The sequence below is a fragment of the Streptomyces sp. NPDC048600 genome (assembly GCF_055587025.1).
Map to the genome: position 1 here is coordinate 380250 of NZ_JBVJGZ010000003.1, position 25276 is coordinate 405525.

At 75.0% G+C, this 25276-nt stretch carries 22 protein-coding genes; 17 read left to right on the forward strand and 5 right to left on the reverse strand.

Annotated features, from left to right (window positions below; translation table 11 throughout):
• Positions 1-242: 242 nt before the first annotated feature.
• From ACZ6SQ_RS05920 to ACZ6SQ_RS05930, 3 genes are read left to right on the forward strand one after another with little or no spacing between them, the layout of a single operon-like run.
• Positions 243-842 (forward strand): toxin-antitoxin system, toxin component family protein, encoded by a 600-nt coding sequence (locus ACZ6SQ_RS05920; protein ID WP_389321032.1) that lies wholly within the window; start codon positions 243-245, stop codon positions 840-842.
• 26 nt (positions 843-868) lie between these two features.
• Complete coding sequence (locus ACZ6SQ_RS05925) at positions 869-2071, forward strand: MAB_1171c family putative transporter (RefSeq protein ID WP_469557219.1); 1203 nt, start codon at positions 869-871, stop codon at positions 2069-2071.
• Positions 2068-3477 carry an FAD-dependent oxidoreductase gene (locus ACZ6SQ_RS05930; RefSeq protein ID WP_469557101.1) on the forward strand — a complete coding sequence of 470 codons (1410 nt, stop codon included), beginning with the start codon at positions 2068-2070 and terminating at the stop codon, positions 3475-3477. Before ACZ6SQ_RS05925 ends, ACZ6SQ_RS05930 begins: the two co-directional genes overlap by 4 nt.
• A 66-nt stretch (positions 3478-3543) precedes the next feature.
• Here ACZ6SQ_RS05930 and ACZ6SQ_RS05935 read toward each other — a convergent pair whose 3' ends face one another.
• The 4 genes from ACZ6SQ_RS05935 to ACZ6SQ_RS05950 all read right to left on the reverse strand — a co-directional run bounded on the left by ACZ6SQ_RS05935 (position 3544) and on the right by ACZ6SQ_RS05950 (position 6873).
• Entirely contained in the window at positions 3544-4389 is an 846-nt protein-coding gene (locus ACZ6SQ_RS05935) for an SMP-30/gluconolactonase/LRE family protein (protein WP_469557103.1), read from the reverse strand.
• Positions 4386-5159, reverse strand: coding sequence for an IclR family transcriptional regulator (locus tag ACZ6SQ_RS05940; protein ID WP_469557107.1), 774 nt, complete (start codon positions 5157-5159; stop codon positions 4386-4388). Before ACZ6SQ_RS05940 ends, ACZ6SQ_RS05935 begins: the two co-directional genes overlap by 4 nt.
• A gap of 323 nt (positions 5160-5482) precedes the next feature.
• Positions 5483-6661, reverse strand: coding sequence for a PucR family transcriptional regulator (locus ACZ6SQ_RS05945; protein WP_469557221.1), 1179 nt, complete (start codon positions 6659-6661; stop codon positions 5483-5485).
• A 53-nt stretch (positions 6662-6714) separates the two neighbouring features.
• Positions 6715-6873: a hypothetical protein gene (locus tag ACZ6SQ_RS05950; protein WP_386381309.1), complete on the reverse strand. Its 159-nt coding sequence runs from the start codon at positions 6871-6873 to the stop codon at positions 6715-6717.
• A gap of 428 nt (positions 6874-7301) precedes the next feature.
• On the opposite strand from ACZ6SQ_RS05950, the gene ACZ6SQ_RS05955 reads away from it, so the two are divergent.
• From ACZ6SQ_RS05955 to ACZ6SQ_RS06020, 14 genes are all read left to right on the forward strand, one after another.
• A complete protein-coding gene (locus tag ACZ6SQ_RS05955; RefSeq protein WP_469557109.1) occupies positions 7302-8453 on the forward strand; it encodes a glycosyltransferase family 4 protein in 1152 nt (383 codons plus the stop codon).
• A gap of 122 nt (positions 8454-8575) precedes the next feature.
• Positions 8576-9253: a class I SAM-dependent methyltransferase gene (locus ACZ6SQ_RS05960; protein ID WP_469557223.1), complete on the forward strand. Its 678-nt coding sequence runs from the start codon at positions 8576-8578 to the stop codon at positions 9251-9253.
• The gene (locus ACZ6SQ_RS05965) at positions 9250-13527 is read left to right on the forward strand and encodes an alpha-(1->3)-arabinofuranosyltransferase (RefSeq protein WP_469557111.1); all 4278 of its coding nucleotides are present in this window, start codon (positions 9250-9252) and stop codon (positions 13525-13527) included. Before ACZ6SQ_RS05960 ends, ACZ6SQ_RS05965 begins: the two co-directional genes overlap by 4 nt.
• Positions 13524-14774, forward strand: a complete 1251-nt coding sequence (locus ACZ6SQ_RS05970) for a condensation protein (RefSeq protein ID WP_469557112.1) — start codon at positions 13524-13526, stop codon at positions 14772-14774. Before ACZ6SQ_RS05965 ends, ACZ6SQ_RS05970 begins: the two co-directional genes overlap by 4 nt.
• A complete protein-coding gene (locus tag ACZ6SQ_RS05975; protein ID WP_469557114.1) occupies positions 14771-15511 on the forward strand; it encodes a class I SAM-dependent methyltransferase in 741 nt (246 codons plus the stop codon). The genes ACZ6SQ_RS05970 and ACZ6SQ_RS05975 overlap by 4 nt, the downstream gene beginning before the upstream one ends.
• 16 nt (positions 15512-15527) lie before the next feature.
• Positions 15528-16442, forward strand: a complete 915-nt coding sequence (locus ACZ6SQ_RS05980) for a hypothetical protein (RefSeq protein WP_469557225.1) — start codon at positions 15528-15530, stop codon at positions 16440-16442.
• Positions 16439-16696, forward strand: coding sequence for a Trm112 family protein (locus tag ACZ6SQ_RS05985; RefSeq protein ID WP_469557116.1), 258 nt, complete (start codon positions 16439-16441; stop codon positions 16694-16696). The genes ACZ6SQ_RS05980 and ACZ6SQ_RS05985 overlap by 4 nt, the downstream gene beginning before the upstream one ends.
• 145 nt (positions 16697-16841) lie before the next feature.
• The gene (locus ACZ6SQ_RS05990; protein ID WP_469557227.1) at positions 16842-17642 is read left to right on the forward strand and encodes an FkbM family methyltransferase; all 801 of its coding nucleotides are present in this window, start codon (positions 16842-16844) and stop codon (positions 17640-17642) included.
• Positions 17620-18228, forward strand: a complete 609-nt coding sequence (locus tag ACZ6SQ_RS05995; protein WP_469557118.1) for a hypothetical protein — start codon at positions 17620-17622, stop codon at positions 18226-18228. The genes ACZ6SQ_RS05990 and ACZ6SQ_RS05995 overlap by 23 nt, the downstream gene beginning before the upstream one ends.
• Positions 18229-18290: 62 nt before the next feature.
• A complete protein-coding gene (locus ACZ6SQ_RS06000) occupies positions 18291-19358 on the forward strand; it encodes a MerR family transcriptional regulator (RefSeq protein ID WP_469557119.1) in 1068 nt (355 codons plus the stop codon).
• Between the two features lie 61 nt (positions 19359-19419).
• Positions 19420-20052, forward strand: a complete 633-nt coding sequence (locus ACZ6SQ_RS06005; RefSeq protein WP_469557122.1) for an O-methyltransferase — start codon at positions 19420-19422, stop codon at positions 20050-20052.
• Between the two features lie 106 nt (positions 20053-20158).
• Positions 20159-21601 carry an acyl-CoA synthetase gene (locus tag ACZ6SQ_RS06010; RefSeq protein WP_469557124.1) on the forward strand — a complete coding sequence of 481 codons (1443 nt, stop codon included), beginning with the start codon at positions 20159-20161 and terminating at the stop codon, positions 21599-21601.
• Positions 21598-22947 carry a carboxyl transferase domain-containing protein gene (locus tag ACZ6SQ_RS06015; protein WP_469557126.1) on the forward strand — a complete coding sequence of 450 codons (1350 nt, stop codon included), beginning with the start codon at positions 21598-21600 and terminating at the stop codon, positions 22945-22947. Before ACZ6SQ_RS06010 ends, ACZ6SQ_RS06015 begins: the two co-directional genes overlap by 4 nt.
• 496 nt (positions 22948-23443) lie before the next feature.
• Positions 23444-24481: a rod shape-determining protein gene (locus ACZ6SQ_RS06020; protein WP_469557127.1), complete on the forward strand. Its 1038-nt coding sequence runs from the start codon at positions 23444-23446 to the stop codon at positions 24479-24481.
• 14 nt (positions 24482-24495) lie between these two features.
• On the opposite strand, the gene ACZ6SQ_RS06025 is transcribed toward ACZ6SQ_RS06020, so the two are convergent.
• Complete coding sequence (locus ACZ6SQ_RS06025; RefSeq protein WP_469557228.1) at positions 24496-25275, reverse strand: phosphate ABC transporter ATP-binding protein; 780 nt, start codon at positions 25273-25275, stop codon at positions 24496-24498.
• Between the last annotated feature and the right edge of the window lies 1 nt (position 25276).

Here is a 25276-nt window from a genome sequence, read left to right on the forward strand (position 1 = left end):
CCTGGCGCGTCCGCGCGGCGGAGCCGCATATCGACACAGCCCCGCGCCCCCAAGAAAAGGCGGGTGATGTTCGGGCGGGGCGGAGGGCTGGGGTCGGGCGAGGTTGTAGGCGGTGGTTTTTGGTCGAGGGGGGTCAAAGGTGATCGTTCCTGGTCGAACAACGGTCGCCGGATCGAGTGACGCGGGGCGTTCTCCCCGCGTAGGCTCGAACAGCCCGCTGTACGGCGGCGGAAGGGGGCTCGATGGACAGCGCGGGGGCGCGCGGGAAAGCGGCCCGGTGGGTCGCGGCACTCCGGCGGCCGAGGGCGGCCTCCGCCATGCGCGGGCTGGCCCGCGATCTCGGCGCCGCGCTCGGCGAGCGGGCGCGGCAGCCCGCCGACGTGCGCGAGCTGTGCCGGGCCCTGTGCGAGGAGATGAGCGCGCGGCGCGGCGGCAGACCCGTCGAGCTGCGCTTCGAGCGGTTCCCGGACGAGATCGAAGTGACCGGGCTGTGCGTGGAGTTCCAGGACTTCGACCTGGTCATCGTGGAGGAGCGGGCCGAGGCCTCCCAGCAACTGGTGATCCTCGGGCACGAGTTGTGGCATCTGCACGCAGGACACCGCCATCTGCACGGCCCCGGGCACGCGGCCGCCGCGCACGCGCTGGCCGGATTCGGCGGTTCCGCGCTGACCGTCGCCGCCCGCAACGGCTCCCGCCAGGCCGACGAGGCCCAGGCCGACGACTTCGGCCACCGCCTCGCCACCGCCTTCCGGCCGCTGCTGAGGGGCCAGGACCCGCGCCCGTCCCTCGACCCCGTCCAGCGGTCGATGGGCTACCGGGGACGTGGAGGTTCCGCGCGGTGACCCCCGCCCTCGGCGGGCCGCTCGTGCTGACCGCGCCCCGCGTGCTCACCGATCTCGACCTGGCCATCTGGCTGCCGACGGCGCTGCTGGCGACCGCCCTGGCGATCAAACTGCCCAGCATCGTCAAGATGTGGCGGGACCCGCTGCTGCGCGCGGTGGGCGGACTGCTGCTGTTCGGCTGCGCGGTGTTCGTCTTCGCGGCCCCCTCCACCATCGCCTGGACCAACCGGGTCACCGGCGTGCCCAACATCGCCGCGCCCTGGGTGTACTCCCTGCTCACCACGCTGTGCGCGTCCTGGCTGCTGCTGATCGTGGCCTGGCGCAACGGCGCCGACCGCTCGGACGCCACTCGCCGGGCCACCCGCCGGGTCGTCGCCGTCTGCGCGGGTGTGGTCGTCACCCTGTGGGTGCTGTTCGCCTTCGCCGACGCGCCCGTGGAGCGGACGCGGGACCTGGACACGTACTACGCCAACACGCCGTTCATGCGCGAGCAGATCGTGCTCTACCTGATCGCGCACACCGTGGCGTGCGGGGTGATGGCCCGGCTGATCTGGAACTGGATCCGCACCGACGGCCTGGACGCGTGGCTGCGCTGGGGGCTGCGGTTCCTGGGCATGGGCTACACCACGAACCTGCTGTTCGACGCGGCCAAGTTCACCGCCGTCGGGGCCCGTTGGACGGGCCACGACCTGGACTGGCTGAGCACGTACGTGGCGCCGGCCGCCGCCTGCTTCTCGGCGGCCCTGGTCGGCGTGGGCTTCATCGTCCCGCACACCGGCCAGTACCTGCAGGAGCACTGGCGGCTGCGCGCCCAGTACCGCGGACTGCGGCCGCTGTACGTGGTGACGCGCACGGTCAGCGGCGGTCGCGAGCCCTACGACCCGCGCGCCACGGCCGAGTTGCGGCTGATCCGCCGCGAGACCTTCATCCGTGACGCCCTGCTCCAGGTGTCCCGTTACCTCGACGACGAACTGGGCAGCCGGTCCCGGGCCGCCGCCCGCGCCCTCGGCCACCCGCCCGGCCGGGCGGAGGCGCTGGCCGCCGCCGTGGCGCTTCTGGCGGCCGTCGAGGCCCGGCGGCTGCACCCCGACCGCGAGGGCAGCGGCTCGGCGGACACCGAGTACCTGATGCGCGAGATCCAGTCCGTCTCGCTCGCCCTGCGGCATCCCGAGGACCTCGAGGCGGTCCGCGCCCGTGCCACCGCCCCTGCAGAAAGTGCCCCCGCATGACCGAACGCACCTCCTCCGACGCCAGAACGGCCGTGGTCCTCGGGGGGTCCCACTCCGGCATGCTCGCCGCCCGCGCCCTGACCGCCGTCGCGGACCGGGTCGTCGTCGTCGAGCGCGACACCCTGCCGACAGGTCCCGCGCCCCGCAGGGGACTGCCGCAGGCCCGGCACGGCCACCTGCTGTGGTCGGGCGGGGTCCGCGCGATGGAGGATCTGCTGCCGGGCGTGACGGGCGCGCTTCGCGCGGCCGGGGCCCACCGCATGCCGGTCACCACGGGCATCGTGGCCCTGTCCCCGTCGGGCTGGTTCCGCCGCTGGCCCGAGTCGCACCATGTGATCCTGGCCGGGCGGGATCTGCTGGACGCCACGGTCCGGGCCGAGGTCCTCGCCGACGGGTGCGTCGAACTTCTGGACGGCACCGAGGCGCTGGCGCTGACCGGCACGGCGCAGGCCGTCACCGGCGTACGCGTACGGCCGTGCGGCGGGGGCGAGGAGCGGGTCCTGGAGGCCGGTCTGGTGGTCGACGCCACGGGGCGCGGCTCGGCGCTGCCGGGCTGGCTGGCCGCCCTGGGGCTGCCCGCCCCCGAGCGCCGCGAGGTCGACTCCGGCCTCGCCTACGCCAGCCGCCTCTTCCGCGCCCCCGAGCAGGCCCGCACGGGCTTCCCGGTCGTCAACATCCAGCCGGACCCGCGGGCCGGCGGCCCCGGCCGCAACGGGCTCCTGCTGCCCGTCGAGGACGGCCGCTGGATCGTCACCCTGTCCGGCACCCGCGGCGGCACCCCCTCCCCCGACACCGCCGACTTCGCCCGCTTCGCCCGCGTGGAGCTGCGTCATCCACTGATCGCCGACCTCGTCGACCTCGCCGAGCCGCTCACCGACGTGTCCTTCAACCGTTCGACCGCCAACCGCCGCCAGTTCTACGAGCGCGCGCCGCGCTGGCCCGAGGGCCTGGTCGTCCTCGGCGACGCGCTGGCCGCGTTCAACCCGGTCTACGGGCACGGGCTAGCCGTCGCCGCGCAGAGCGCGCTGATCCTGCGCGACGTGACACGCCGTCACGGCTTGGGCGCGCCGGGCGTCGCCCGCCGGGTGCAGCGGGCGGTGGCCCGGCCGGTCGGCGCCGCGTGGGACCTCGCGATCGGCCAGGACGTCTTCTACCCGGGCGCCGCGGAGCGCGGACCCACCCGGCGGGAGCGGCTGGTGGCCGACTACGTGGGGCGGCTGATGCACACGGCGACGGGGAACGGCCGGATCGCGCGCCGGGTGACGGATGTGACGTCCCTGGAGCGCGGCGGCGCGGTACTGCTGACGCCGAGCGTGCTGCTGGCCGCGGCGGTCGGCCCGCTCAGACCGGCGCTGGACGGGCCGCCGCTGACCGTGGCGGAGAGAAAGGCGGCGGGACTGCCGTAGGGCGGGGCCCCGCCCCGCCGCACCCGGTCCGGCGGGGACCCCGCCCCGCTCGCCCGGACTCCCTCCTCACCCGGCGAACGCGGGCTGCGCGATCCCCTTCCCCGCGCCGGGGACGACCAGCAGCGACCCCGCGAACGGGCCGGGCCCGGTGAGTCCCGTGCGGGCCGTGGTGATGTACAGGTCGGACAGGTCCGCACCGCCGAACGCGCACGCGGTCGGCCTGCGCACGGGCAGTTCGAGGACCCGGTCCAGGACACCGTCCGGCGTGTACCGGCGTACGGCGCCGCCGTCCCACAGGGCGACCCAGACACAGCCTTCGGCGTCCACGGTCAGTCCGTCGGGGAAGCCCGCGCCCTCCTCGATCGCGGCGAGGGTCCGGCGGCCGGAAACCCGGCCGTCGGCGTGGTCGAGGACGTCGACGCGTCGGGTGTGCGAGTCGATGTAGTACATCAGCCGCCCGTCCGGACTCCAGCCCGTGCCGTTGCTGACGGTGACCCGGTCGAGGACGACGGACGGCCGCCCCTCGCCGGTCAGCCGGGACAGGGTGCCGCCGCCCGGTGCCTCGTCGTAGCGCATGGTGCCCGCCCACAGGGAGCCGTCGGGCGCCACGGCCGCGTCGTTGCCGCGCCGGCCGGGGACGGGCTCGCGGTGCAGCCAGCGGAAGGAGTCGTCGGGGTCGAGCAGGCCGACGCCGTCGCGCAGGTTCAGCACCAGGCCGCCGCCGGTCCGCGGCTTGGCCGCGCCCACGTGCTGCTCGGTGCGGCGCACGGTGCGCACACCGGTGAACGGGTCGTACGTGTGCACCCGGCGGCCCAGGATGTCGACCCAGAGCAGCCGGCCGGCGGCGGCGTCCCAGGTCGGGCCCTCGCCGAGCTCGGCCTCGGCGCGGACCGCGATCTCACAGCCGCTCACACCGCGCTCCGGTGGCCGAGCCGCTCGGACAGCTCGGCGGCGCCCTTCACGGCGAGCTGCTCCAGCTCGGCGTGGCGGTCCTCGCTCCAGCGGATCATCGGCACGGAGATGGACAGCGCCGCGACGACCTGCCCGGTGCGGTCGCGCACGGGGGCGGCCACGCAGGAGACGTCCGGGTTGGACTCCCGGCTCTCGACGGCGATGCCGCGGGTCCTGATCCCGGCCAGGGCCTCGCGCAGCGCGCCCGGGTCGGTGATGCTGTTCGGGGTCATGGCGACCAGCTCGGCGCCGTCGGGGACGCGCGCGGCGAGCTCCTGTTCGGGAAGGGAGGCGAGCAGCATCTTGCCGACGGAGGTGCAGTGCGCCGGCAGTCTGCGGCCGGCCGCGGAGACCATCCGCACGGCGTGGGTGGAGTCGACCTTGGCGATGTAGATGACGTCCGTGCCCTCCAGGATCGCCACATGCACCGTCTCGTCGCAGGTCTCGGCGACCGAGCGGGCCACCTGCTGGCCCTCGGCGGCCAGGTCGAGCTGCTCGGCGTAGCGGCTGCCGAGCTGGTAGGGGCGTACGCCGAGCCGGTAGCGTCCGGGCTGGCCGGGCACGGGGACGATGTACTGGCGTGCGGCGAGCGTGGTCACCAGCTCGTGCACGGTGGTGCGCGGCAGCTGGAGCCTGCGCACGATGTCGGGGGCGGAGAGTGTGCCGTCCCCGTCGAGGAAGAGCTCGAGTATGTCGAGAGCCCGGGTCACGGCAGGCACGAGGCGTCCCACGTCGGCCCCCTCCCTTGATGAGGCTGTGTTCGAAATTTCAACAGCCGATCGGAATGACGAACACAGGCTACTCAAAGGGGGTTTCACCCGGCAATGGCTCGGCGCGCGGCGCTCCGCGCGCATCCCGGCCACCGACAGCACCTCTCCGACCGGCCCGGCGGCGCACGCGATGGCGTATGCGGGGGCCGTCCTGCTGTTCGCCCGTGCGGGAGCGTCGTGGCTGGTCGCGCAGTTCCCCGCGCCCCCGGACGCAGGGCGTCGTGTGCTGGTCGCGCAGTTCCCCGCGCCCCTGGAAGCGGGGTGCGCAGGTCGGCGTGGGTCTGTCAGTCGACCGCTTCGCCCAGGCGGCCGCGAAGGCGCTGGGCGCGCAGGACCAGTTCCAGTTCGAAACGGCGGTCGGGGTCGTCGATCTCGTCGCCCCACATCTCACGGATCTGACGGAGGCGGTAGCGGACGGTCTGCGGGTGGACGCCGAGCCGCGCGGCCACCTCGGGGGCGCCGCCGCGGGTCTCCAGCCAGGCAAGCAGCGTCTCGGCGAGCCGCCGCCCGTGCGTGGGCCCGCACTCGGCCAGCGGCGCCATGCACCGCAGGGCGAGATCGTCGAGCAGTTCCTCGGGCTGGAGCAGGACGAGCGCCTCGGTGTGCTCGGTACAGAACAGCACCTCACCGGCCGGCAGCAGCCGCCGCTGCATCAGCCGCACGGCGGCCTCGGCCCAGCGCAGCGACTTCGCCGCGTCGGCCAGCGGCACCGGCGGCCCGATCGCGCCCGCCCAGCCGGCCAGCGCCCTGTTCAGCAGCTCGCGCCGCCCCGCCGCGTCGGGATCGGGGACGACCATGCGCGGCTGCTCGTACTCCATGTCGAGCAGCACCTCCTGCCCCACCGCGGGCGCGACCGCCTCCCGCGCCGGGCGCAGCAGCACCCCCACGGCGACCCGGCCGGGCAGCGCCCAGCCGACCCGGGCGGCACGCTCGCCGAGGGCGTCGCCGCCGTCGCTGCGGTGCCGGTCGGCGAGGAGCTGTTCCATGAGCCGGCGCTGGAGGCGCAGCCGCTCCCCGGCCTGGCGGGCGGCGGCCTCGGCGTAGCCGCGCACGGTCCGGTCGACGAGGCCGTCGAGAAACTCGTACCCGGCGTCGACCAGCTCGTACATCGCGGGCGGCGGGATCTCGACGCGCTGGCCGATCTCGGCGAACCGGCGCCAGGCGAGGCGTACGCCCATCCGGTAGATGGCCTGGAGGGAGTCCAGGCTGCGGCCCTCCAGTCCCTCGCCGAGTCCGAAGGTGTGGAAGACCTCGGGCGGCACGGTGGGGCGGATCTCGGAGTTCTCCACGCGCCGGACGAAGGCCTCGATGGCATGGCGGATGCCGACCAGGGCCATGGGTTCGCCGTTGTCGTCGAGGACGACGGGCAGGTGGGGGTACTCGCGGCGGATCTCGCTCATGATCTGCTGGGCGAGTTCCGGTGCCTCGGCGAGGGCGATGGCGGCGAACCGGCGCACCTGCATGCGCGGCACGTCGTGCCAGGCGGAGCGGGTGGCGACAGCGGTGATTTCTACGGTCACGGTGTGCTCCCGTCGCCCGCCTGCTCATAGGTGATCAGCGGACTGTTGGGCTGCTCGGGTGCGGCTTCGAGCAGGGCGACGACGCCGAGGGCGGCGCCCACGGCGAGCGCGGCGGCGGCCACGACGGTGACAGTTGCGGCGAGCAGTCTGGACATCTCAGGGTCAGCCTCTCCGGTCCGAAAGGTCGTCCCACCCCGGCGTCCCACCCCTGTCTCAGGCGTGCCCAGTGTCGACACACTGTTGACACACAGTCAAGGGTCGGTGATGTGATTTGCCGAACAGTGTGAACATTCGCCCGGTTTTTCGGGCCTCCGCCGGGGCCTGCCCCGCACCTCCCCCGGACCTCCCCCGGGCCCTCGCGGGACCACCTCCACCCCGGCTCACGATCTGACACGGCATCAGCCCGGACCGTGCCCGAAATTGTCACCTCGGTGAGTAGCCGTGGGGAACGCCTGGGCGAAAACTGTCGAACCCCACCCCAGCACAGGCCGTCCACACACCCCTCGTACGAACGGCTCAGTCCCCCCACAGTCACGCATGACCCCACGCTGAGTTCCGCACCCTGACCCCTGTTGGAGCACCGATGCCCCAGCACGTGCCATCCCCGCTGCGCACCGCGCTCCCCCGGACGCAGCTCCCCCCGGCGCCTCCCCCAGAACCGCGCCGGATCGTCTTCCTCGCCCACCGCGACCTCGGGAACCCGTCGGCAGGCGGCTCCGAGCTGCTCGTCGACCGGCTCGCCGACGGCCTCACCCGCCTCGGCCACCAGGTCACCCTGCTGTGCGGGGGCCCCGCGGCCTACCGCGACTACCGTGTCGTGTCCGCGGGCGGTACCTACGGCCACTACCTTCGCGCCCGCTCCGCCTTCGCCCGCCAGGTCGGCGAGACCGACCTGCTGGTCGAGGTCTGCAACGGCATGCCCTATCTGTCGCCGCTGTGGCACAAGGGGCCCACGTTGTGCCTGGTCAACCATGTCCACACCGACCTGTGGAAGATGCGCTTCGGCGGGCCCCTGGCCCCCGCGGCCCGCATCGGCCGCCGGCTGGAGCACTGGGCGCTGACCGGGGCCCGGCGGCAGGACGGGCTGCTCGTCGCCGTCTCGCCGTCCACCGCGCAGGCGCTGCGCGGGATCGGCGTCGAGCGCGAACGCATCCGCGTCGTGCACAACGGCGTCGAGGAGCCGGGCCCCCTCGCCGAGCGCTCGCCCGACCCGCTGTTCGTGGCGGTGGGCCGGCTCGTCGAGTACAAACGGATCGATCTGCTGCTGCGGCTGTGGGAGCGGGTCAGACCCGTGACCGGCGGCAAGCTGGTGATCATCGGCGACGGGCCCGAGCGCGAGCGGCTCCAGCGGCTCGCCGGCGAGAGCGTCTCCTTCGTCGGGCACGTGTCCGAGGCCGAGAAGCACCGGCTGCTGTGCGCGGCCTGGCTGCTGCTCCATCCCTCCGCCGTGGAGGGCTGGGGTCTGGTCGTCACCGAGGCCGCCGTCCGGCAGACGCCGGCCGTCGCCTTCGACGTCCCCGGGCTGCGCGACTCCGTCGTGGACGGCGAGACCGGGGTGCTGGCGAGGGGCGAGTCGTCCTTCGCGGCGGCCTGGTGCTCGCTCGCGCTGTCCGCCCGTCGCCGTGAGCTGATGGGCAAGGCCGCGCGGGAGCGGGCCGCCGTCTATCGCTGGGAGCGGACCGTACGGCAGTTCCGTGCGGTCGCCGCCGAGGCCGTCAGGGGCTGGGGCACGTGACTCCCGACCGACTCGAGGGTGAGGCCGGCTCCCGGACACGGGCCGTTCACGGCGGCACCGCGCCGCCCGCCCGGTTCAAGGACCCCTCCTTCCGGCGGTCCCTCACCCTCTTCCGGGCCTTCCTGCGCGAGCAGGACGACCCGGAGTACTGCTACTCGCTCCTCGCCCGGGACGCCGCCGACCAGGTGGAGGCCCACGCCGGCCCGCTCGGCGGGCAGGTCGTCGTCGACGTCGGCGGCGGCAGCGGGTACTTCACCGAGGAGTTCCGGCGGCGCGGCGCGAACGCCTACCTGTTCGAGCCCGATCCGGTGGAACTCGGCGAAGGGGCGCCCGAGGGGTCCGTCGTCGCCGACGGCTATCTGCTGCCGCTGGGCGACGGCGTCGCGGACGTCACCTTCTCCTCCAACGTGCTGGAGCACGTGGCCGATCCGCAGACCTTCCTCAGCGAACTGGCCCGGGTGACCCGGCCCGGCGGCCTGATCTACGTGTCGTTCACCAACTGGCTGTCCCCGTGGGGCGGTCACGAGTGGGCGCCCTGGCACTACCTCGGCGCCGACCGCGCCCGGGAACGCTACCGGCGCCGCACCGGACGACCGGCCAAGCACACCCTCGGCGAGAACCTGTTCGCCGTACACATCGGGCCCACGCTGCGGCAGGTGCGGGCCCGGGACGACGTGCGGGTCGTCTCGGCGCGCTCGCGCTACTGGCCCTTCCTGGCGGAGACGATCGTCAAGGCACCCGGCCTTCGCGAACTCGCCACCTGGAACCTCCTTCTCATCCTCCGGCGGTGTGCCCCATGACGACCACGGTCCAGACTCCTCCCCCGGCGGCCGTCCCCACCTCCGCGACCGCGCCCGGCCCGCCCGAAGAGCCGCGGTCACGGCGCTGGCTGCTGGGGTTCTGGGCCGTGGTCCTCACGCTGTTCCTCGCGGTGCAGCCGGGCCGGCAGACCTTCGACACCAAGCTCGGCGTCACCACCGACCCCGGCCAGTTCCTGGCCGACCTGGGCCAGTTGTGGCACGACCGGGGCGGCTTCGGCGGGATCTCCGACCAGTACGTCGGCTATCTGTGGCCGATGCTGCCCTTCCACTGGGTGTTCCGTACGGCCGAGGTGCCGGTGTGGCTCGCCGAACGGCTGTGGCTCTCGCTGATCGTGACGGCCGCCTTCTGGGGCGCGCTGCGGCTCGCCGAACGGCTCGGCGTGGGCAGCGGCGCCTCACGGCTGCTGGGCGCGACGGCGTACGCGCTGTGGCCGGTGTTCACGATCGTCGTCGGCTCCACCTCGGCCGCCGCGCTGCCCGGCGCCCTGCTGCCCTGGGTGCTGCTGCCGCTGGCCGACGAGCGGTACACGGCCCGGGTCGCGGCCCTGCGCTCGGCGCTGCTCGTGCCGTTCATGGGCGGGGTCAACGCGGCCTCCACGCTGGCCAGTCTGGTCCCGGTCGGGCTGTATCTGCTGTCCCGGCCGCCAGGACCCCGGCGGCGCAAACTGATCGCCTGGTGGACACCCGCGATGATCGTCGCCACCGCCTGGTGGTGGATCCCGCTGCTGCTGCTCGGCGCGTACGGCGAGAACTTCCTGCCCTATGTGGAGAGTTCGCAGACCACGACGGAGACCATGTCGGCCGCCGAGGCGCTGCGCGGCGCCGGGAACTGGGTGGCCTATCTGCACTTCGGCGAGGCCTGGCTGCCCGCCGGATGGACCGTGGCGTCCTCGGCGCTGGTGATCGTCTGCTCGGCGCTCGCGGCCGGGGCCGGGCTCGCCGGACTGGCCCGCCGGGACATGCCGGAGCGGCGCTGGCTGGTGCTGACCGTGCTGGTGTGCGCGCTGGTGCTGCTCGCCGGGTACGGCGGCACGTTCGGCGCGCCCTTCCACGGGACCGTGCAGACCTGGCTGGACGGGGCGCTGGCCCCGTTCCGCAACATCTACAAGTTCCAGACCGGTGTGGCCCTCGCCCTCACCCTCGGCCTCGCCCATCTGGTGGCGGTGGCCGCCGAGACGCGCGGGGCGCGCGCGGTGCCCGGCAGGCGGCTGGTGCCGCTCCTGGCGGCGGTGCTCGTGCTTCCCGGGCTGCTGCTGCCGTACCTCAACGGGTCGATCCTCAACCCCGGTTCGTTCCAGCAGATCCCCACGTACTGGAAGGCGACGGCCGGCTGGCTGGAGAAGTACTCGCCCGACTCGCGGGCCCTGGTCGTACCGGCCACCGCGCACGGTGTCCACACCTGGGGATCGACCATCGACCAGCCCTTCGACGTGGTCGCCGAGTCCCGCTGGGCGCAGCGCGACTACGTCCCCTTCGGCACGGCCGGCAACCGGCGCGCGATGGACGCCGTCGAGCAGGCCCTGCTGACCGGCGGTGAAGTGCCGGGCCTCGCCGACTACCTGAGCCGGGCCGGGCTGTACTACGTGGTCGTCCGCAACGACCTGGACCCCGACCAGATCGGCTACACCCCGACCACCACCGTCAAGCGGACCCTGGAGCAGTCCGGCTACGAGCGGGTCACCGGGCTCGGCCCGGTCATGACCGTCGGCCGGATCGCCGAGGACACCCCGATCCAGGTCGAGGGCCTGTACCCGCGGGTGCGCGCGGTGGAGATCTACCGGCCCGCCGACACGGCCGTGCCCCGGCCGGGACAGGCGGGGCTGACCGCGGTCGCCGACACCGCCGAGGTCTCCGGCGGCCCCGAGGCGCTGCTGCCGCTGGCGGCCGAACTGCGCGGCCGGGCGTCCGTGCTGACCGGCGACAACCACCCCGGGCTCGGCACCCCGCCGGTCCGCGTCGACGGGGACGGGCTGCGCCGGGCGGACACCCGGTTCGGGCTGGTCAACGCCAACACCTCGTACACGTACACCCGCGACGAGCGCAACGCGCCCGAGGCCCACCAGGACGCGGGCGAGAAACCGCACCAGATCCTGCCGGTGACCGGCATCGACCACCAGACGGTGGCCGAGCTGCGCGGCGCCCGCTCGGTGACGGCCTCCTCCTACGGCAGCTGGTTCTTCCATCTGCCGCAGTTCGACCCGGTGGGCGCCTTCGACGGCGACCCGAACACCGCGTGGGCGGAGGGCTCGGCCGGTTCGCCCGACGGGCAGTGGCTGCGCATCGCCTTCACCGGCGAGTACGCCATGCCGTCCTCGTTCGACGTCACTCCGCTGCCGCAGGGCAGTGTGCGGGCCGCGCCGACGAAGGTGCGGGTGGAGACCGAGCGGGGCTCGGTCACCAGCCTGCTGCGGCCGGACGGCCAGAAGCAGAGCGTGCGGGCGCCCGAGGGCGCCACCGGCTGGATGAGGCTGACCATCGTCGACTCGGTCGAGCGGCGCACCGGGCTGGCCGGCGCGGGCTTCTCCGAGATCGGCCTGCCGGACGTGACCGTGGCGCGGCTGCTGCGGCTGCCCGCCGACTCCCGCGACTCCGGTTCCGCCGCGGACGTGGTGTCCCTGCACCGCACGGCCGACCCGGCGAGCGTCTCCCCGACCGGCACCGAGGCGGGCCTGCGCCGCGTCTTCGGCGTGCACGCGGCCGGCACCTACCAGGTCCGCGCCTCGGCCGTGCCCGTGGCCGGTGAGCAGCTCGACCGGCTGCTCTACGAGGTGGCGCCCGACCAGCGGAGCCGGATCACCGCCACCGCCGACTCCACCGCCCGCCTGGGCGTGGGCCTGTCGGCGCGCAACCTCACCGACGGCGACCTGACCACGGCCTGGATCGCCGGGGACCGTCCCACGCTCCGGCTGAGCTGGCCGGACAAGCAGCCGGTGAGCGAGCTGGTGCTGGCCCCGGCGGGCGGTCTGACCACCCGGCCGACCGAGGTGACCCTCAGCTCCCCGGACGGCGCCACCGTCGCCGCCGTGGACGAGAACGGCTGGGTCCGTTTCCCGGCCATCACCACCGACCGGCTCGACATCACCGTCACCAGGACGGCACCGCTCACCCTGCACAACCCGGTCGTCGACGAGGACCTCCAGCTGCCGGTCGGCCTGACCGAGGCCTACATCCCCGTCCTCGACCGCTACCGCGCCCCGCAGCCCGACCCCGAGCGCGCCTTCGAGCTGCCGTGCGGGAAGGGCCCGGTGGTCGCGGTCGACGGAAAGCTGTACGAGACGGGTGTCTCCGGACTGGTGCGCGATCTCACCGAGCACCGGGCCGTGCAGGTCACGCTCTGCGGGACGGACGCCGAGGGCGGCGCGCTGGAGCTGTCCGAGGGCAGCCACCGGCTGGAGTCCTCGGACTCCGGGGCGCTGCTGCTGACCGATGTGACGCTGACCCGGGGCACGTTCACCGAGCCGTCCTCCGCCGGGCGGGAGCTGGGCATCGAGGACTGGCTGGGCGACCGCCGCGAGGTGACCGTCGGCTCCGGAGCGGCCTCGTACCTCACCACGTACGAGAACCACAACGACGGGTGGAAGGCCACCCTGAACGGCAAGGAGCTGACCGCGGTCCGGCTCGACGGCTGGCAGCAGGGCTGGCGCGTCCCGGCCGGGGCGGGCGGCACGGTGCAGCTGTCCTACGAGCCGTCCGGCACCTACGAGGCCGCACTGATCGGCAGCGGCGTGGGCATCGCCGTCCTGATCGGCCTGGTGCTGTGGCGCCGGCGCGCCGAGAACCCGGACGAGCCGCAGCCGGCCGCGCCCGCGCCGGGCGTCTGGCTGGGCACGGTGGCGCTGACGCTGGTGGCGGTGGCGGTCGCGGGCTGGTTCGCGCTGCTGGTGCCGCCGCTGGCCCTGCTGGCCCACCGCCGTCACACCGTCCTCGTCCCGCTCGCCCTGGCCTGCCTCACGGTCGCGGGCATCGCGGCGGCGACGGGTGCGGGCCGGCCGGTGGCCGAAGGGGACGGCGCCTTCGGGCCCGCCGCCCAACTGCTCGCGCTGGTCGGCCTGTTCGCCGCGCTGGTGAGCGTGCGGGAGCCGGGTCCGGCGCCCGGGGGCGGCTCGGGGGTCCCGGGTCCTCGCGCGGCACCCTCCCTGCCCCGGCGGCGCCGTCGCGGCGGCGCGGCCGAGCCCTTCCCGCGCGGCGCGTCCGGGCCGACGGTCTCCGCGCGGGGGCCGGGCGAGCCGGGCGCGAAGGGGGACCGCGGATGACGGCCCGGGTCCCCTTCCCCGTCGTGGACGAGGTCTCCCGGCACTGCCTCCAGGAGGCGGAGCCGGAGACCGTCCACATCGAGGTCCACCTCCCCGGGCCCGTCGATCCGCCCCGGCTGCGCAAGGCGTTCTACGAGGCGCTGCGCCGGCACCCCCGCGTCCTGATGCGCGAGGCGCCGGGCCGCTGGTACCGCCGCCGCTACGAGTGGGAGCTGACGGCCGGCCCGGACACGGAGGTGGTGACCTTCACCGGGCCGGGCCAGGACGCGCTGCGCGCCGCGCGGGCCCGCGCCCTGGCGTCCGCGCCCGCGCTGTCGATGTCGCCGCCGGTACGGCTGGAGGCGGTCGAGGGCGTCGACGGGGGCACGGCCCTCGTCCTCACCGTCAACCACACCGCCCTGGACGGCCCGGCCTGTCTGCGGGTGCTGGCCACCGCCGCGGAGCTGTACAGCGGGCGGGACAACTCGCCCGCCGCGCCTCCCGTGCGCAGTACCCAGGCCGTCCCGCCGCCCGCCGCGCCCTCCAACTGGGCCAGGCCCGCGCGCGTGGCCCCCGGCACCCCGGACCGCTCTCCCGGCAACGCCGTCATCGTGACCGAACTGCCGCTGCCGCGCCGCCCCGAGGGCGCCGGGTACACGGTGAACGACCAGTTGATGGTGGCGACCGCGCTCACCCTGGCCCACTGGAACCGGGAGCACGGCACCCGTCCCCGCCCGCTGCGGATGACCATGCCGGTGGACGACCGGCCGAGGGACGCGTCGATGCCGATCGGCAACGGCACCCGGCTGGTGGAAGTCACCCTGGCCCCGGAGGAGTTGGACGTCCCGCTGCCGCAGCTGCTGCGCCGCACGGCCGCCCGCACCCGCGCCCTGAAGGCGCAGCCGCGGCCCCAGCTCGGCCACGGCGCGGCCCTGCTGACCGCGCCCGTCGCCCCGGTCGTGTGGCGGGCGGCCGCGACCCGGGGCCTGCGCCGGGCCGCCGCGCCGTGGACCTCGACCGCGCTGCTCAGCAACATCGGCCGCATCCCCTACCCGCTGGACTTCGGCGAGGACACCGGCCGCGCCCGGGCGGTGTGGTTCTCCGCCCCCGCCCGCATGCCGCGCGGCCTCACCGTGACGACGGCGTCCACCGCGGGCCGCCTCCATCTCGCGCTGCGCTGGTCGCGCAGCCTGCTCGGCCAGGCCGACGGCGCCCGTCTGCGCGACCTCTTCGAGCACCATCTGCACTCCACGGAGGTCACCGAATGACGGCCACCGCTCCGCCGCCCAAGGACCTGCGCGACTTCTACGAGAACCCGGCCGTGCCGGTCGCCTCCGGCAGCGCCCGCTCGCTGCGCCAGGCCCGGATGCTCGCCGAGGCGCTCGGCCCGGCCTCCGGCCCCGCGGGGCCCGCCACCGTCCTGGACATCGGCTGCGGCGACGGCACCGCCGCCGCCACCGCCGCACCCCTGCTGGCCGGGCACCGGCTGGTCGGCGTCGACTGGTCGCAGGACGCGCTGCGCCGCGCCCGCACCCGGCTGCCGTACGCGGTGCGCGGCGAACTCACCGGCGGCGGACTGCCGTTCGGGACCGGCTCGGCGGACGCCGTGCTGTTCAGCGAGGTGATCGAGCACCTCGTCGACCCGGACGCGGCCCTGGACGAACTGCGCCGGGTGCTGCGCAAGGGCGGTCATCTGATGCTCTCCACACCGAACCTGGCCGCCTGGTACAACCGCGGGCTGCTGCTGGCCGGGGTGCAGCCGGTGTTCTCCGAGGTGAGCCTGCGCGCGATCCACGGCCGGCCCGGCCGGGAGGTCGTCGGGCATCTGCGGCTGTACACGGCACGGGCGCTCAGTGAGTTCGTCGCCGCCTCCGGCTTCGAGGTCGTACGGCTTCGGGGCGCGCCCTTCCACGGGGTGCCGCGGCCGCTGCGGGCACTGGACCGGCTGGCCTGCGCCCGCGCGCCGCTCGCCTCGATCCTGCTGCTGCACGCGCGAAGGACGTAACCGGATGTGGTGGGGTGTGGCCGCGGCCCTTCTGGCGAACCTGCTGTACAGCGGTGGGTTCGTGCTGGAGAAGCGGGCGCTGACGGGCATGCCGGAGGTGTCGGTGCGGCGTCCGGCGCGGCTGCTGCGGCAGGTGCTGGGCAGCCCGCTGTGGATCGCCGGGTCGGTGGCGCTCGCCGCCGGGTTCGCCGCCCAGCTCCTCGTCTACCGGACGCTGCCGATCGCCGCCGCGCAGGGCATCTTCGTCTCCGGACTGGTCCTGCTGGTGCTGCTGTCGGCACGGCTGCTGGAGGAGGAGACCAGCGGCCGGGAGCGGTACGCGCTGGCGGCGATCCTCGGCGCGCTGCTGATGGTGGTGCTGTCGCTGGACGAGCACGACCGCAGCGGTGCCACCGTCGGCCGATCCGCGCCCTATCCGCTGGTGCTGCTGGTGTGCGTGCCGTCGCTGGCGGGCGGGGTGTGGCTGTACCGCGCGGCCGAGCGGCGGGCCGCGCGCCGGCACCGGATGCCGACCACGGGCGTCGAGTACGGCGTGGCGGTCGGGGTGCTCTACGGCGTCAGCTCGCTGGCCATCAAGGGAGTGTCCGGGCACCTGGGCGCGGGCGGGCCGTGGGCCGCGCTGACCGGTGTGCTGCGCTCGCCGTACCCCTATCTGCTGCTGTTCACCGGCGCGTTCGGGCTGGTGATGTCGCAGGCGGCGCTCCAGCGCTGCCGGGCGTCGCTGATCGTGCCCGTGTGCACGACCGTGACCTGCCTGTACACGGCCGTGCTGGGCTCGCTGACCTTCGGCGAGGCGCTCCCGGCCGATCCGGTCCGGCTCACGCTGCGGCTGGCGGGCATCTGCCTCGCGGTGAGCGTGCTGCTGTCCATACCGAAGCACGACACCGTTTCCCGACCCCCGATAGGTGCCAAGGAGTTGACCCCACCGTGAAGTCCGACGACCCGCTGCTGAAGATTCTCGCCTGTCCGCTCGACAAGGGCCCGCTGCATCTGCTGGCGCCCGACGACCCGGGCGCGGCCGAGGCGCTGTACAACCCGCGGCTGCGGCGCCGCTACCCGATCGTGGACGGCGTGCCGCAACTGCTGCCGTCCTCCGGGGAGCAGGTGGCGGAGGACGAGCACGAGGACCTGCTGCTGCGGATGCCCGGGGAGGACCGTTCCACGGCCCCGGGGACGGCGCCGTGAACGCGGCGGGGAAGGGAGGGGGCGCGTGAGCGCGGACCGGGAGCACAGCGGGCGCGTGGGCGCGGGCGGGGCCGAGACCGGGCGCGTGGGCGCGGGCCCGGAGGAGACCGGACGCGCGGGCGGTGCGGAGGGCGGGCGTCCCACGCTGGCCGCCCGGGTCGTCCCGCATCTGCCGCCGCGTCTGGTCGCGGCGGCGGCACGGGCGGTGTACCCGCGCTTCGAACCGGAGCTGGCCCGGCTCGGCGACCTGTGCCCCACCGGCTGCGGCACCGCCGTGGACGTGGGCGGCTGGTACGGCCCGTGGACCCGGCGGCTGTGCGGACGGGCCCGCCGGGTGGTGACCGTGGAGCCGGTGCCGCATCTGGCGCGGCTGCTGTCGCGGACGGCCCCGGCGAACGTCCGGGTGATCCAGGCCGCCGCCGGAGACCGCCCCGGCATGGCCCGGCTCTGGTTACCGCAGGACGACCCGGGCGACCGCGGGGTCTCCTCGCTGGTACGGCGGGACATCCACGCCCGTGCCGTGCCGGTGCGGGTGGTCGCGCTGGACGACCTGGGCCTGCGGGACGTCGGCTTCGTCAAGGTCGACGTGGACGGCAACGAACTGGCGGTGCTGCGCGGCGCGACCGCGCTGCTGGCGCGCGACCGGCCCGCGCTGTTCGTGGAGCTGGAGTCGCGCATCCAGCCGGTCGCGCCGGTGGTGACGTATCTGGGGCTGCTCGGCTACGAGGGCTGGGTGCTGCCCTCGGACCGCTGGGTGCCGCTGGCGGCCTTCCCCCTCCAGGAGCACCAGGCGGGCGCGGCGCACGTCGCCTCGCACGGCCTGCTCCGCCGGGTACTGCCCTTCTCCTCGCGGCCCCGGTACGTCAACTCGGTGCTGTTCCTGCCGGACGGCCGACGGCCGGGCGCGCCGCGGGTGCGCGACGATGGGGGGCATGCCGTCCGCTGAGCCGTTCACACCGCTCCACTTCCAGCTGGTGCTCCTGCGCCGGATGGCCGACCACAACCCGGGGCTGGTCGAGAACGCCCGGCGCGAGCTCGGCGTGTCGGCGGGCGAGATGCGCGAGGCCAACAAGCGGTGGCAGGCGATGGCCCGTTCACCCCGCGCGCGTGGCGCCGCCCGCCGCTACCGCTCCGTCCTCGGCCCCCCGGAGTCCACGGCCGCCCGCCGCGTCGGCGACCTGGACTGCGAGGCCCTGCTCTGGCCCGTCCCGCTCTGGCCCGGCCTGCGCTTCGAGGTGCTGCTCGCCCCGGACGGCGGAGTCTGGAACGAGTGGCTGATCCGCGCCCCCGGAGCCCCTGCGCCCCGGCTTCGGACACTGGAGGACCTCACGCCCTGGTCCTGCACGGTCGAGGAGGCCGCCCGCGCCTTCGCCCCGGCCCGCCCCCTCCAGGGCACCGCCCCCACGCGCTGGGGCCTGGCCTTCACCGCCCCCGACGCCCAGGGCGTACGTCACGACGTGGCGGCCGAGTTCACCTGGGGCCTGCTGCAGCGGACCGGGGTCGGCCCAGCCGCAGGGCCGGGCAGCCCTTGACCTTCACCTTCGGGCAAGCCCCAGCATCGGTGGTGCAAGGACGAGAACGAGGCGAGGTGCTCATGGACATGCTGACGATCGGCGCCTTCGCGAAGGCCTGCCGGCTGACGCCGAAGGCGCTGCGGCTGTACGACGAGCTGGAGCTGCTGCGCCCGGCGCGGGTGGACCCGGACACCGGGTACCGCTACTACGCCGCCGGACAGCTGGAGGCGGCCCGGCTCGTGGCGTGGCTGCGGCGGCTCGGGATGCCACTGGCGGCGATACGCGAGGTGCGCGCGCTCCACGAGCACGACCCGGCCGCCGCCGCGGCGGAGATCCGCGCCCACTGGGCCAGGGTCGAGGCCGAGACGGCGGTGCGGCGGGACCTCGCCGCGTTCCTCGTCGGACATCTGTCGGCACCGTCGCAGGAGGACACCGTCATGCTGGAACTCCGTTACGCCGCCCGCTCCGACCGGGGCCTGGTGCGCCCCGCCAACCAGGACACCGCCTACGCGGGCCGCCGGCTGCTCGCGGTGGCCGACGGCTACGGGCCCGGCGGCGAGGGCGCGAGCGGCGCCGCGGTACGCGCCCTGACCGCGCTGGACACCGCCGAGGTACCGGCCGGAGGCGTCCTCGGGCTGCTGGAGGACGCCGTGCGCGAGGCGTCCGAGGCCGTCCGGGAAACATCCGGCTCCGGGGACGCGGGCACGACCCTGACGGCCATGCTCTGGACGGGTTCGGCGCTGGCACTGGCCCACATCGGCGACTCACGGGCGTATGTGCTGCGCGACGGCGAACTGTTCCGCATCACCCAGGACCACACCCTCGTGCAGTCCCTGCTGGACGAGGGCCGGCTGACGCCGGAGGAGGCGGAGACCCACCCGCAGCGCCTGCTGCTGCTGAAGTCCCTCTCCGCCACGAGCGAGCCACTTCCGGACCTGCGGCTGCACGAGGCCCGCCCGGGCGACCGCTATCTGCTGTGCTCCGACGGCCTGCCCACCTGCGTGCCGGACGACCGCATCCGGGACCTGCTGGCCACCGCGTCCACCCCCGACGACGCGGTCGCCGCGCTGACGTCGGCGGCGAACAGCGCGGGCGGCGCGGACAACGTCAGCTGCGTGGTGGCGGACGTGGTGGAGGCGGCGGCCTGAGCCCGGGAGGACGGGCGGCGCCCGGTGGAGACCCCGTCAGGGCGCCCGGCAGGATCGGGGCATGTCGCTGAACGGAACCGCCGCGCACGCCTCGGCGGGCGGACTGCCCCCACTGGTCGACCGGGCCGTCGCCGCCGCCCGGGCCCACGGATTCCCGTACTCCTGCCGTCCCGAGCAGGGCCGTCTGCTGCACGCCCTGGCGGGCGGTGCCGCGCGGGTGATCGGGGAGACCGGCACCGGGCTCGGTGTGGGACTGGCCTGGCTCGCCTCGGGGGCGGGGGCCGGGGTCCGGCTGGTGAGCGCGGAGCGGGACGCCGAGCGGGCCGAGGCGGCCGCGGCCGTGTTCGCGGACCGGCCGGACGTCCGGGTGCTGGCCGGGGACTGGCGGCGTCTCGAGGAGCACGGGCCGTTCGACCTGCTGGTCCTGGACGGCGGCGGGCAGGGCAAGACGGACGGGGACCCGCCCGCCGACGTGGAGCGGCTGATCGTGCCGGGCGGCACGGTCGTGGTGGACGACTTCACGCCCGCCACCGCCCGGCCGCCGGTGCACGACGGCCGCCCGGACCTGGCCCGGCTGCACTGGCTGCGGCACCCGGCGCTGGACGCCGTGGAGCTGCGTCTCGCGCCGGATCTGGCCGTGGTGGTGGGAACCCGGCGATTGTCGGAGGGGGTGGACGTCACGGCAGGTCGGTGACCGGGGTCACGGGTCGGGTGCGGCCCTTGGGGGCGGGGTTCGGGTAGGAAGTGGGTGTTGTCCCCCAGTTGTCTCCCCCGGTGTCCGACGGTCAAGGAGTGCCCGCGTGTCCTCCCTCTTTCCCGCACTCGCCCAGGGACCGGGCGAGCGTGTCGCGCTCCGGTTCGGTGAGCGGTCGCTGACGTACGCCCGGCTCGCCGCCGCGGCCGGTGCCCTCGCGCCGCGGGTGCGCGGCGCGCGCCGGGTCGCCGTGTGGGCGACACCGGAGCTGGAGACGGCGGTCGGCGCGGTGGGCGTGCTCCTCGCCGGCCTGCCGCTGGTGCCGCTGAACCCGAAGTCCGGCGGGAAGGAGCTGGGGCACATCCTGGCCGACAGCCGGCCGGAGATCGTGCTCGCCGCCCCGGGCGCCGAACTCCCCGCCGCCCTCGGGGACCTGACCCGGATCGACGTCGACGTGCACGCCTCGGGAACGCTCCCCGAGGAGACGGCCGGGGACGACGACCCCGCTCTCGTCGTCTACACCTCGGGCACCACCGGCCCGCCCAAGGGCGCCGTCCTCCCCCGCCGGGCCGTCGCCTCGACCCTGGACGCGCTGGCCGACGCCTGGCAGTGGACGGACGCCGACGTCCTGGTGCACGGACTGCCGCTGTTCCATGTGCACGGGCTGGTGCTCGGCGTGCTGGGCCCGCTGCGGCGCGGCGGCGGCGTACGGCATCTGGGCCGGTTCGACACCGACGGCGTGGCACGGGAGCTGGCCTCGGGCGCCACGATGCTGTTCGGGGTGCCGACGATGTACCACCGCCTCGCCGAGGCCCTGCCCGCCGACCCGGAGCTGGCGAAGGCCCTGGCCGGGGCACGGCTGCTGGTGTCCGGGTCGGCCGCGCTGCCGGTGCACGACCACGAGCGGATCGCCGCGGCGACGGGACGCCGGGTCATCGAGCGCTACGGCATGACGGAGACCCTGATGAACACCAGCGTCCGGGCCGACGGCGAGGCCCGCGCCGGGACCGTCGGCGTGCCACTGCCGGGCGTGCGGCTGCGCCTGGTGGAGGAGGACGGCTCCGAGATCACGGCGTACGACGGGGAGAGTGTCGGGGAGATCCAGGTGAGCGGGCCCAACCTGTTCACCGAGTACCTCAACCGGCCCGACGCCACCGCCGCCGCGTTCACCGGCGACGGCTTCTTCCGCACCGGCGACATGGCGGTACGGGAGCCGGACGGGTACGTCAGGATCGTCGGCCGCAGAGCCACCGACCTGATCAAGAGCGGCGGTTACAAGATCGGGGCCGGGGAGATCGAGAACGCGCTGCTGGAGCACCCGGCCGTTCGCGAGGCGGCCGTCACCGGGGAGCCGGACCCCGACCTGGGCGAGCGGATCGTGGCCTGGGTGGTGCCCGCCGACCCCGCGGCGCCGCCCACCCTGGAGGAGCTGGCCGGGCATGTGGCCGCACGGCTCGCCCCGCACAAGCGGCCCCGGGTGCTGCACCACCTCGACGCCCTGCCGCGCAACGACATGGGCAAGATCATGAAGCGGGCGCTGACCCCGTGACCGGCCGTCCCACCGCGCGGCAGGCCATCGGGCTGGTCGCGGACGAGGCGACCTTCACCGAACTGCCGCCGCCCGTCCGCCCGTCCGTCCCCGACGGCCCGCTCGGCTGGCGGGGCTACGACGCCGCGCACGCGCGGGCCGCCGAGCGCACCGGCGAGACCGAGTCCGTGATCTGCGGCACCGCCCGGGTCGAGGGCACCCTCGCGGTACTGATCTCCTTCGAGTTCGGCTTCCTCGGCGGCTCGCTGGGCGAGCGCACCGGGGACCGGCTGGAGGCCGCCTACGTCCACGCCCGCGAACACCGGCTGCCCGTGGTGCCGTTGATCGCCACGGGCGGCAGCCGGATGCAGGAGGGCATGATCGCCCTCACCCAGCTCCAGCGCGTGGCCCGGCAGTCGGTGCTCCTGCGTGAGGCGGGGCTGGCGCAGATCGCCCTGCTGCGCGACCCGACGACCGGGGGCGGCTGGGCCACCCTGGGCGCGGGCGCCGACGTGGTGCTGGCGCTGCCCGGGGCGCAGGTGGGCTTCGCCGGGTCCCGGGTGCGCCCGGCGGACGCCGACCCGGCCGCGTACACCGCCGAGGCGCAGGTGGCGGCGGGCGCCGCCGACGCGGTCGTCCCGCCCGGTGAACTGCGCGGGACGCTGGGCCGCTGGCTGCGGCTGCTGGCCGGGCCGTCCCGGGAGGACAGCCCCTCCCCCGCGCCCCCGCCACCGCCCCTCGGCGCACTCGACCTGCCCGCGACCGGCTGGGACGCCGTGCGCCGCGCCCGCGCCGCCGGGCGGCCGCGCGCGCGGGCCTATCTGGACGCCTACTTCACCGAACGGGCGGCCATCAGCGGCGACCGCTGCGGCGGCACCGACGAGGGCATGCTGTGCGGCTTCGGCGAACACGACGGCCGTACGGTCGCCTACGCCGCCCAGTGCGGCACCGCCACCCGCCCGGCCGGCTACCGCACGGCCACCCGGCTGATCCGGCTCGCGGACCGGCTGGGCGTCCCGGTGCTGACGCTGGTGGACACCCCGGGCGCGGCGAACGACGCCGAGGCCGAGCGGCAGGGGGCGGGCGCGGCGATCGCGGACCTGTTCGCGGCGGTGGCGGGCGCGCGCACCCCGGTGACCACGCTGGTCATCGGCGAGGGCGGCTCGGGCGGCGCCCTGGCCCTGGCCTCCCCCGGCAACACCTGGACCACACCGGACAGCTACTTCTCGGTGATCGCCCCGGAACTGGCCGCCGTCATCCTCAAACGCCCACCGGACCAAACCGAAACGACCGCCGGCCAACTCCACCTACGCCCCCAGGACTTGTCAGCCCTGGGCCTGACCCACCCACACGACCACCACCCGTAACCCCTTCAGGACCGCCTCCCCCAGAGGCGCGAGGAACTGCGCAAACACCCACCACCCACCCCAAGGGGCGCGAGGAACTGCGCGACCAGCCCCCGACCTCCCGCACCAAAACCCCACACGAGCCACCCACCCCCCAAGGGGCGCGAGGAACTGCGCGATCAGCCCCGGATCACCCGCGCCGAACAACGCACACAAGCAACCCCACCCCTCAGGGGCGCGGGGAACTGCGCGAACGCCCCCCGGCCGCCACCCGGACGATCCCCCGACGGCCGGAGCCACCCACGACCGCCAACAGAACACCCACACCTGACGCCCCCTTAGGCCAGAAAGGGCAAATCAACCGTTCGGCGGCGCCCCACCCGGCGCATCCCAGAAGGCGCCCTCCCCCCACCCCCCGCACGATGCGAGTACGGCCCGCCACCCGGCGGGCGGCAAGCGAGGCCCGCCAGTCACCAGGGCGGCGCCCCACGGTCTGCGCTCTCGGGAGGACCAGCCAATGACCGCCAGTCTGGAGCAGTTGCGCCGCTGCCACTTCGCCGTCGACCTCGGCGCGGCGCGGACGCGGGTGTACGTCAAGGGCGCCGGGCTCGTCGTGGACCAGCCCTCCGCCGCCGCCGTCAACACCCGCACCGGCGCACTGATCGCGGTCGGCGAGTTCGCCGAGAAGATGACGGGCCGCACCCCCAGCTACATCCGGGTCGTACGCCCCGTCTCCGGCGGCACGGTCGTCGACATCGAGATGGCCCAGCGGATGCTGCGCCATCTGCTCGGCGACAAGATCCGCCGCTCGCTGCGCCGCAGGCCCCGGCTGCGGGCGGCCGCGTGCACCCCGCACGACGCGGACCCGCTGGCCCGGCGCGCCACCATCGAGACCCTGGTCGGCCTCGGGGCGCGCCGCGTCGAACTGGTCGACACGCTGATCGCCACGGCCGTCGGCTGCGGCCTCCCGGTCGAGCAGCCGGAGGCGACCATGGTGCTGGACTGCGGGGCGGCGGCCACCCAGGTCGCCGTGCTCTCCCTCGGCTCGATCGTCACCGCCGAGCGCATCCCGGTCGGCGGCGAGGCCGTGGACCACGCGATCGTCCAGCACCTGCGGCACGAGCACGAGCTGATGCTGCCGAGCCAGTCGGTGCGGCCGCTCCAGCTCGCCCTGTCCGGGAACGGCCTGACCGCGCAGGGCCCGGCCTCCACGGAGATCCACGGCCGGGACGTCGCCACCGGCCTGGCCCGCTCCGTGCAGGTCGACACCGCCGCCGTGCGCGACGCGATCCAGACCCTGCTGACGGCCGTCCTCGACGGCATCGGCAAGGTGCTGCGCGACTGCCCGCCCGACCTGGTGGCCGATCTCGCCGACCGCGGCATCATGATGGTCGGCGGCAGCGCCCTGCTCCCCGGCCTCGACCAGATGCTGCGCCAGGCCACCGGCATGCCGGTGCACATCGCCGAACGCCCCGACATCTGCGCGGTGCAGGGTCTCGGCACCATGCTGGAGGGCCGGATCCAGCCCCTGGAACTGGACCCGCTGGGCTCCTGAGCACCCCCGCCCCGTCAGCCGAAGCGCCCCTCCACGTAGTCCGCCGTGCGCGGATCCTGCGGCGTGGAGAACATCGCCCCGGTGGCGCCGTGCTCGACGATCGCGCCCGGGGTGCCCTGCTCCGCGAGGAAGAAGGCGCACTGGTCGGAGACCCGGGCGGCCTGCTGCATGTTGTGGGTGACGATGACGATGGTCACCTCGTGGGCCAGTTCCCGGATGGTCTCCTCGATCCGGCGGGTCGAGGTCGGGTCCAGGGCCGAGCAGGGCTCGTCCATCAGCAGCACCTTGGGCCGCACCGCGAGGGAGCGGGCGATGCACAGCCGCTGCTGCTGGCCGCCGGACAGCGCGCCGCCGGGCTGCCGGAGCCGGTCCCTGACCTCCTTCCACAGGCCGCCCTTGGTGAGGCACTCCTCCACCAGGTCGTCCTTGGCCTCGGAGCCGAGCCGGAGACCGGTGAGCTTCAGGCCGGAGGTGACGTTGTCGTAGATCGACATCGCGGGGAACGGGTTCGGCTTCTGGAAGACCATGCCGACCTTGCGGCGGGCCTCGGTGAGCCGCTGCCCGGCGGCGTAGATGTCCTGGCCGTCGACCAGGACCTCGCCGGACAGGGAGGCGGCGGGGACGAGTTCGTGCATACGGTTGAGGATGCGCAGGAACGTCGACTTGCCGCAGCCGGAGGGGCCGATGAGGGCCGTGACCAGGCCGGCGGGCATGGTCAGCGACACCCGGTCGAGCACCTTGTGGTCGCCGAACCAGGCCGAGATGCGGCGGGCGTCGAGCGTCGCGCCGGTCACC

What these genes read in the sequence shown, in the direction of transcription:
- ACZ6SQ_RS05995 (WP_469557118.1), top strand. Translation starts at nt 17,620, where the DNA reads ATGGGGGGCATGCCGTCCGCTGAGCCGTTCACACCGCTCCACTTCCAG.
- ACZ6SQ_RS05965 (WP_469557111.1), top strand. Translation starts at nt 9,250, where the DNA reads ATGACGACCACGGTCCAGACTCCTCCCCCGGCGGCCGTCCCCACCTCC.
- ACZ6SQ_RS05970 (WP_469557112.1), top strand. Translation starts at nt 13,524, where the DNA reads ATGACGGCCCGGGTCCCCTTCCCCGTCGTGGACGAGGTCTCCCGGCAC.
- ACZ6SQ_RS05945 (WP_469557221.1), bottom strand. Translation starts at nt 6,661, where the DNA reads ATGCAGGTGCGCCGGTTCGCCGCCATCGCCCTCGCCGAGGCACCGGAA.
- ACZ6SQ_RS05950 (WP_386381309.1), bottom strand. Translation starts at nt 6,873, where the DNA reads ATGTCCAGACTGCTCGCCGCAACTGTCACCGTCGTGGCCGCCGCCGCG.
- ACZ6SQ_RS05955 (WP_469557109.1), top strand. Translation starts at nt 7,302, where the DNA reads ATGCCCCAGCACGTGCCATCCCCGCTGCGCACCGCGCTCCCCCGGACG.
- ACZ6SQ_RS05930 (WP_469557101.1), top strand. Translation starts at nt 2,068, where the DNA reads ATGACCGAACGCACCTCCTCCGACGCCAGAACGGCCGTGGTCCTCGGG.
- ACZ6SQ_RS05920 (WP_389321032.1), top strand. Translation starts at nt 243, where the DNA reads ATGGACAGCGCGGGGGCGCGCGGGAAAGCGGCCCGGTGGGTCGCGGCA.
- ACZ6SQ_RS05975 (WP_469557114.1), top strand. Translation starts at nt 14,771, where the DNA reads ATGACGGCCACCGCTCCGCCGCCCAAGGACCTGCGCGACTTCTACGAG.
- ACZ6SQ_RS06000 (WP_469557119.1), top strand. Translation starts at nt 18,291, where the DNA reads ATGGACATGCTGACGATCGGCGCCTTCGCGAAGGCCTGCCGGCTGACG.
- ACZ6SQ_RS06005 (WP_469557122.1), top strand. Translation starts at nt 19,420, where the DNA reads ATGTCGCTGAACGGAACCGCCGCGCACGCCTCGGCGGGCGGACTGCCC.
- ACZ6SQ_RS06020 (WP_469557127.1), top strand. Translation starts at nt 23,444, where the DNA reads ATGACCGCCAGTCTGGAGCAGTTGCGCCGCTGCCACTTCGCCGTCGAC.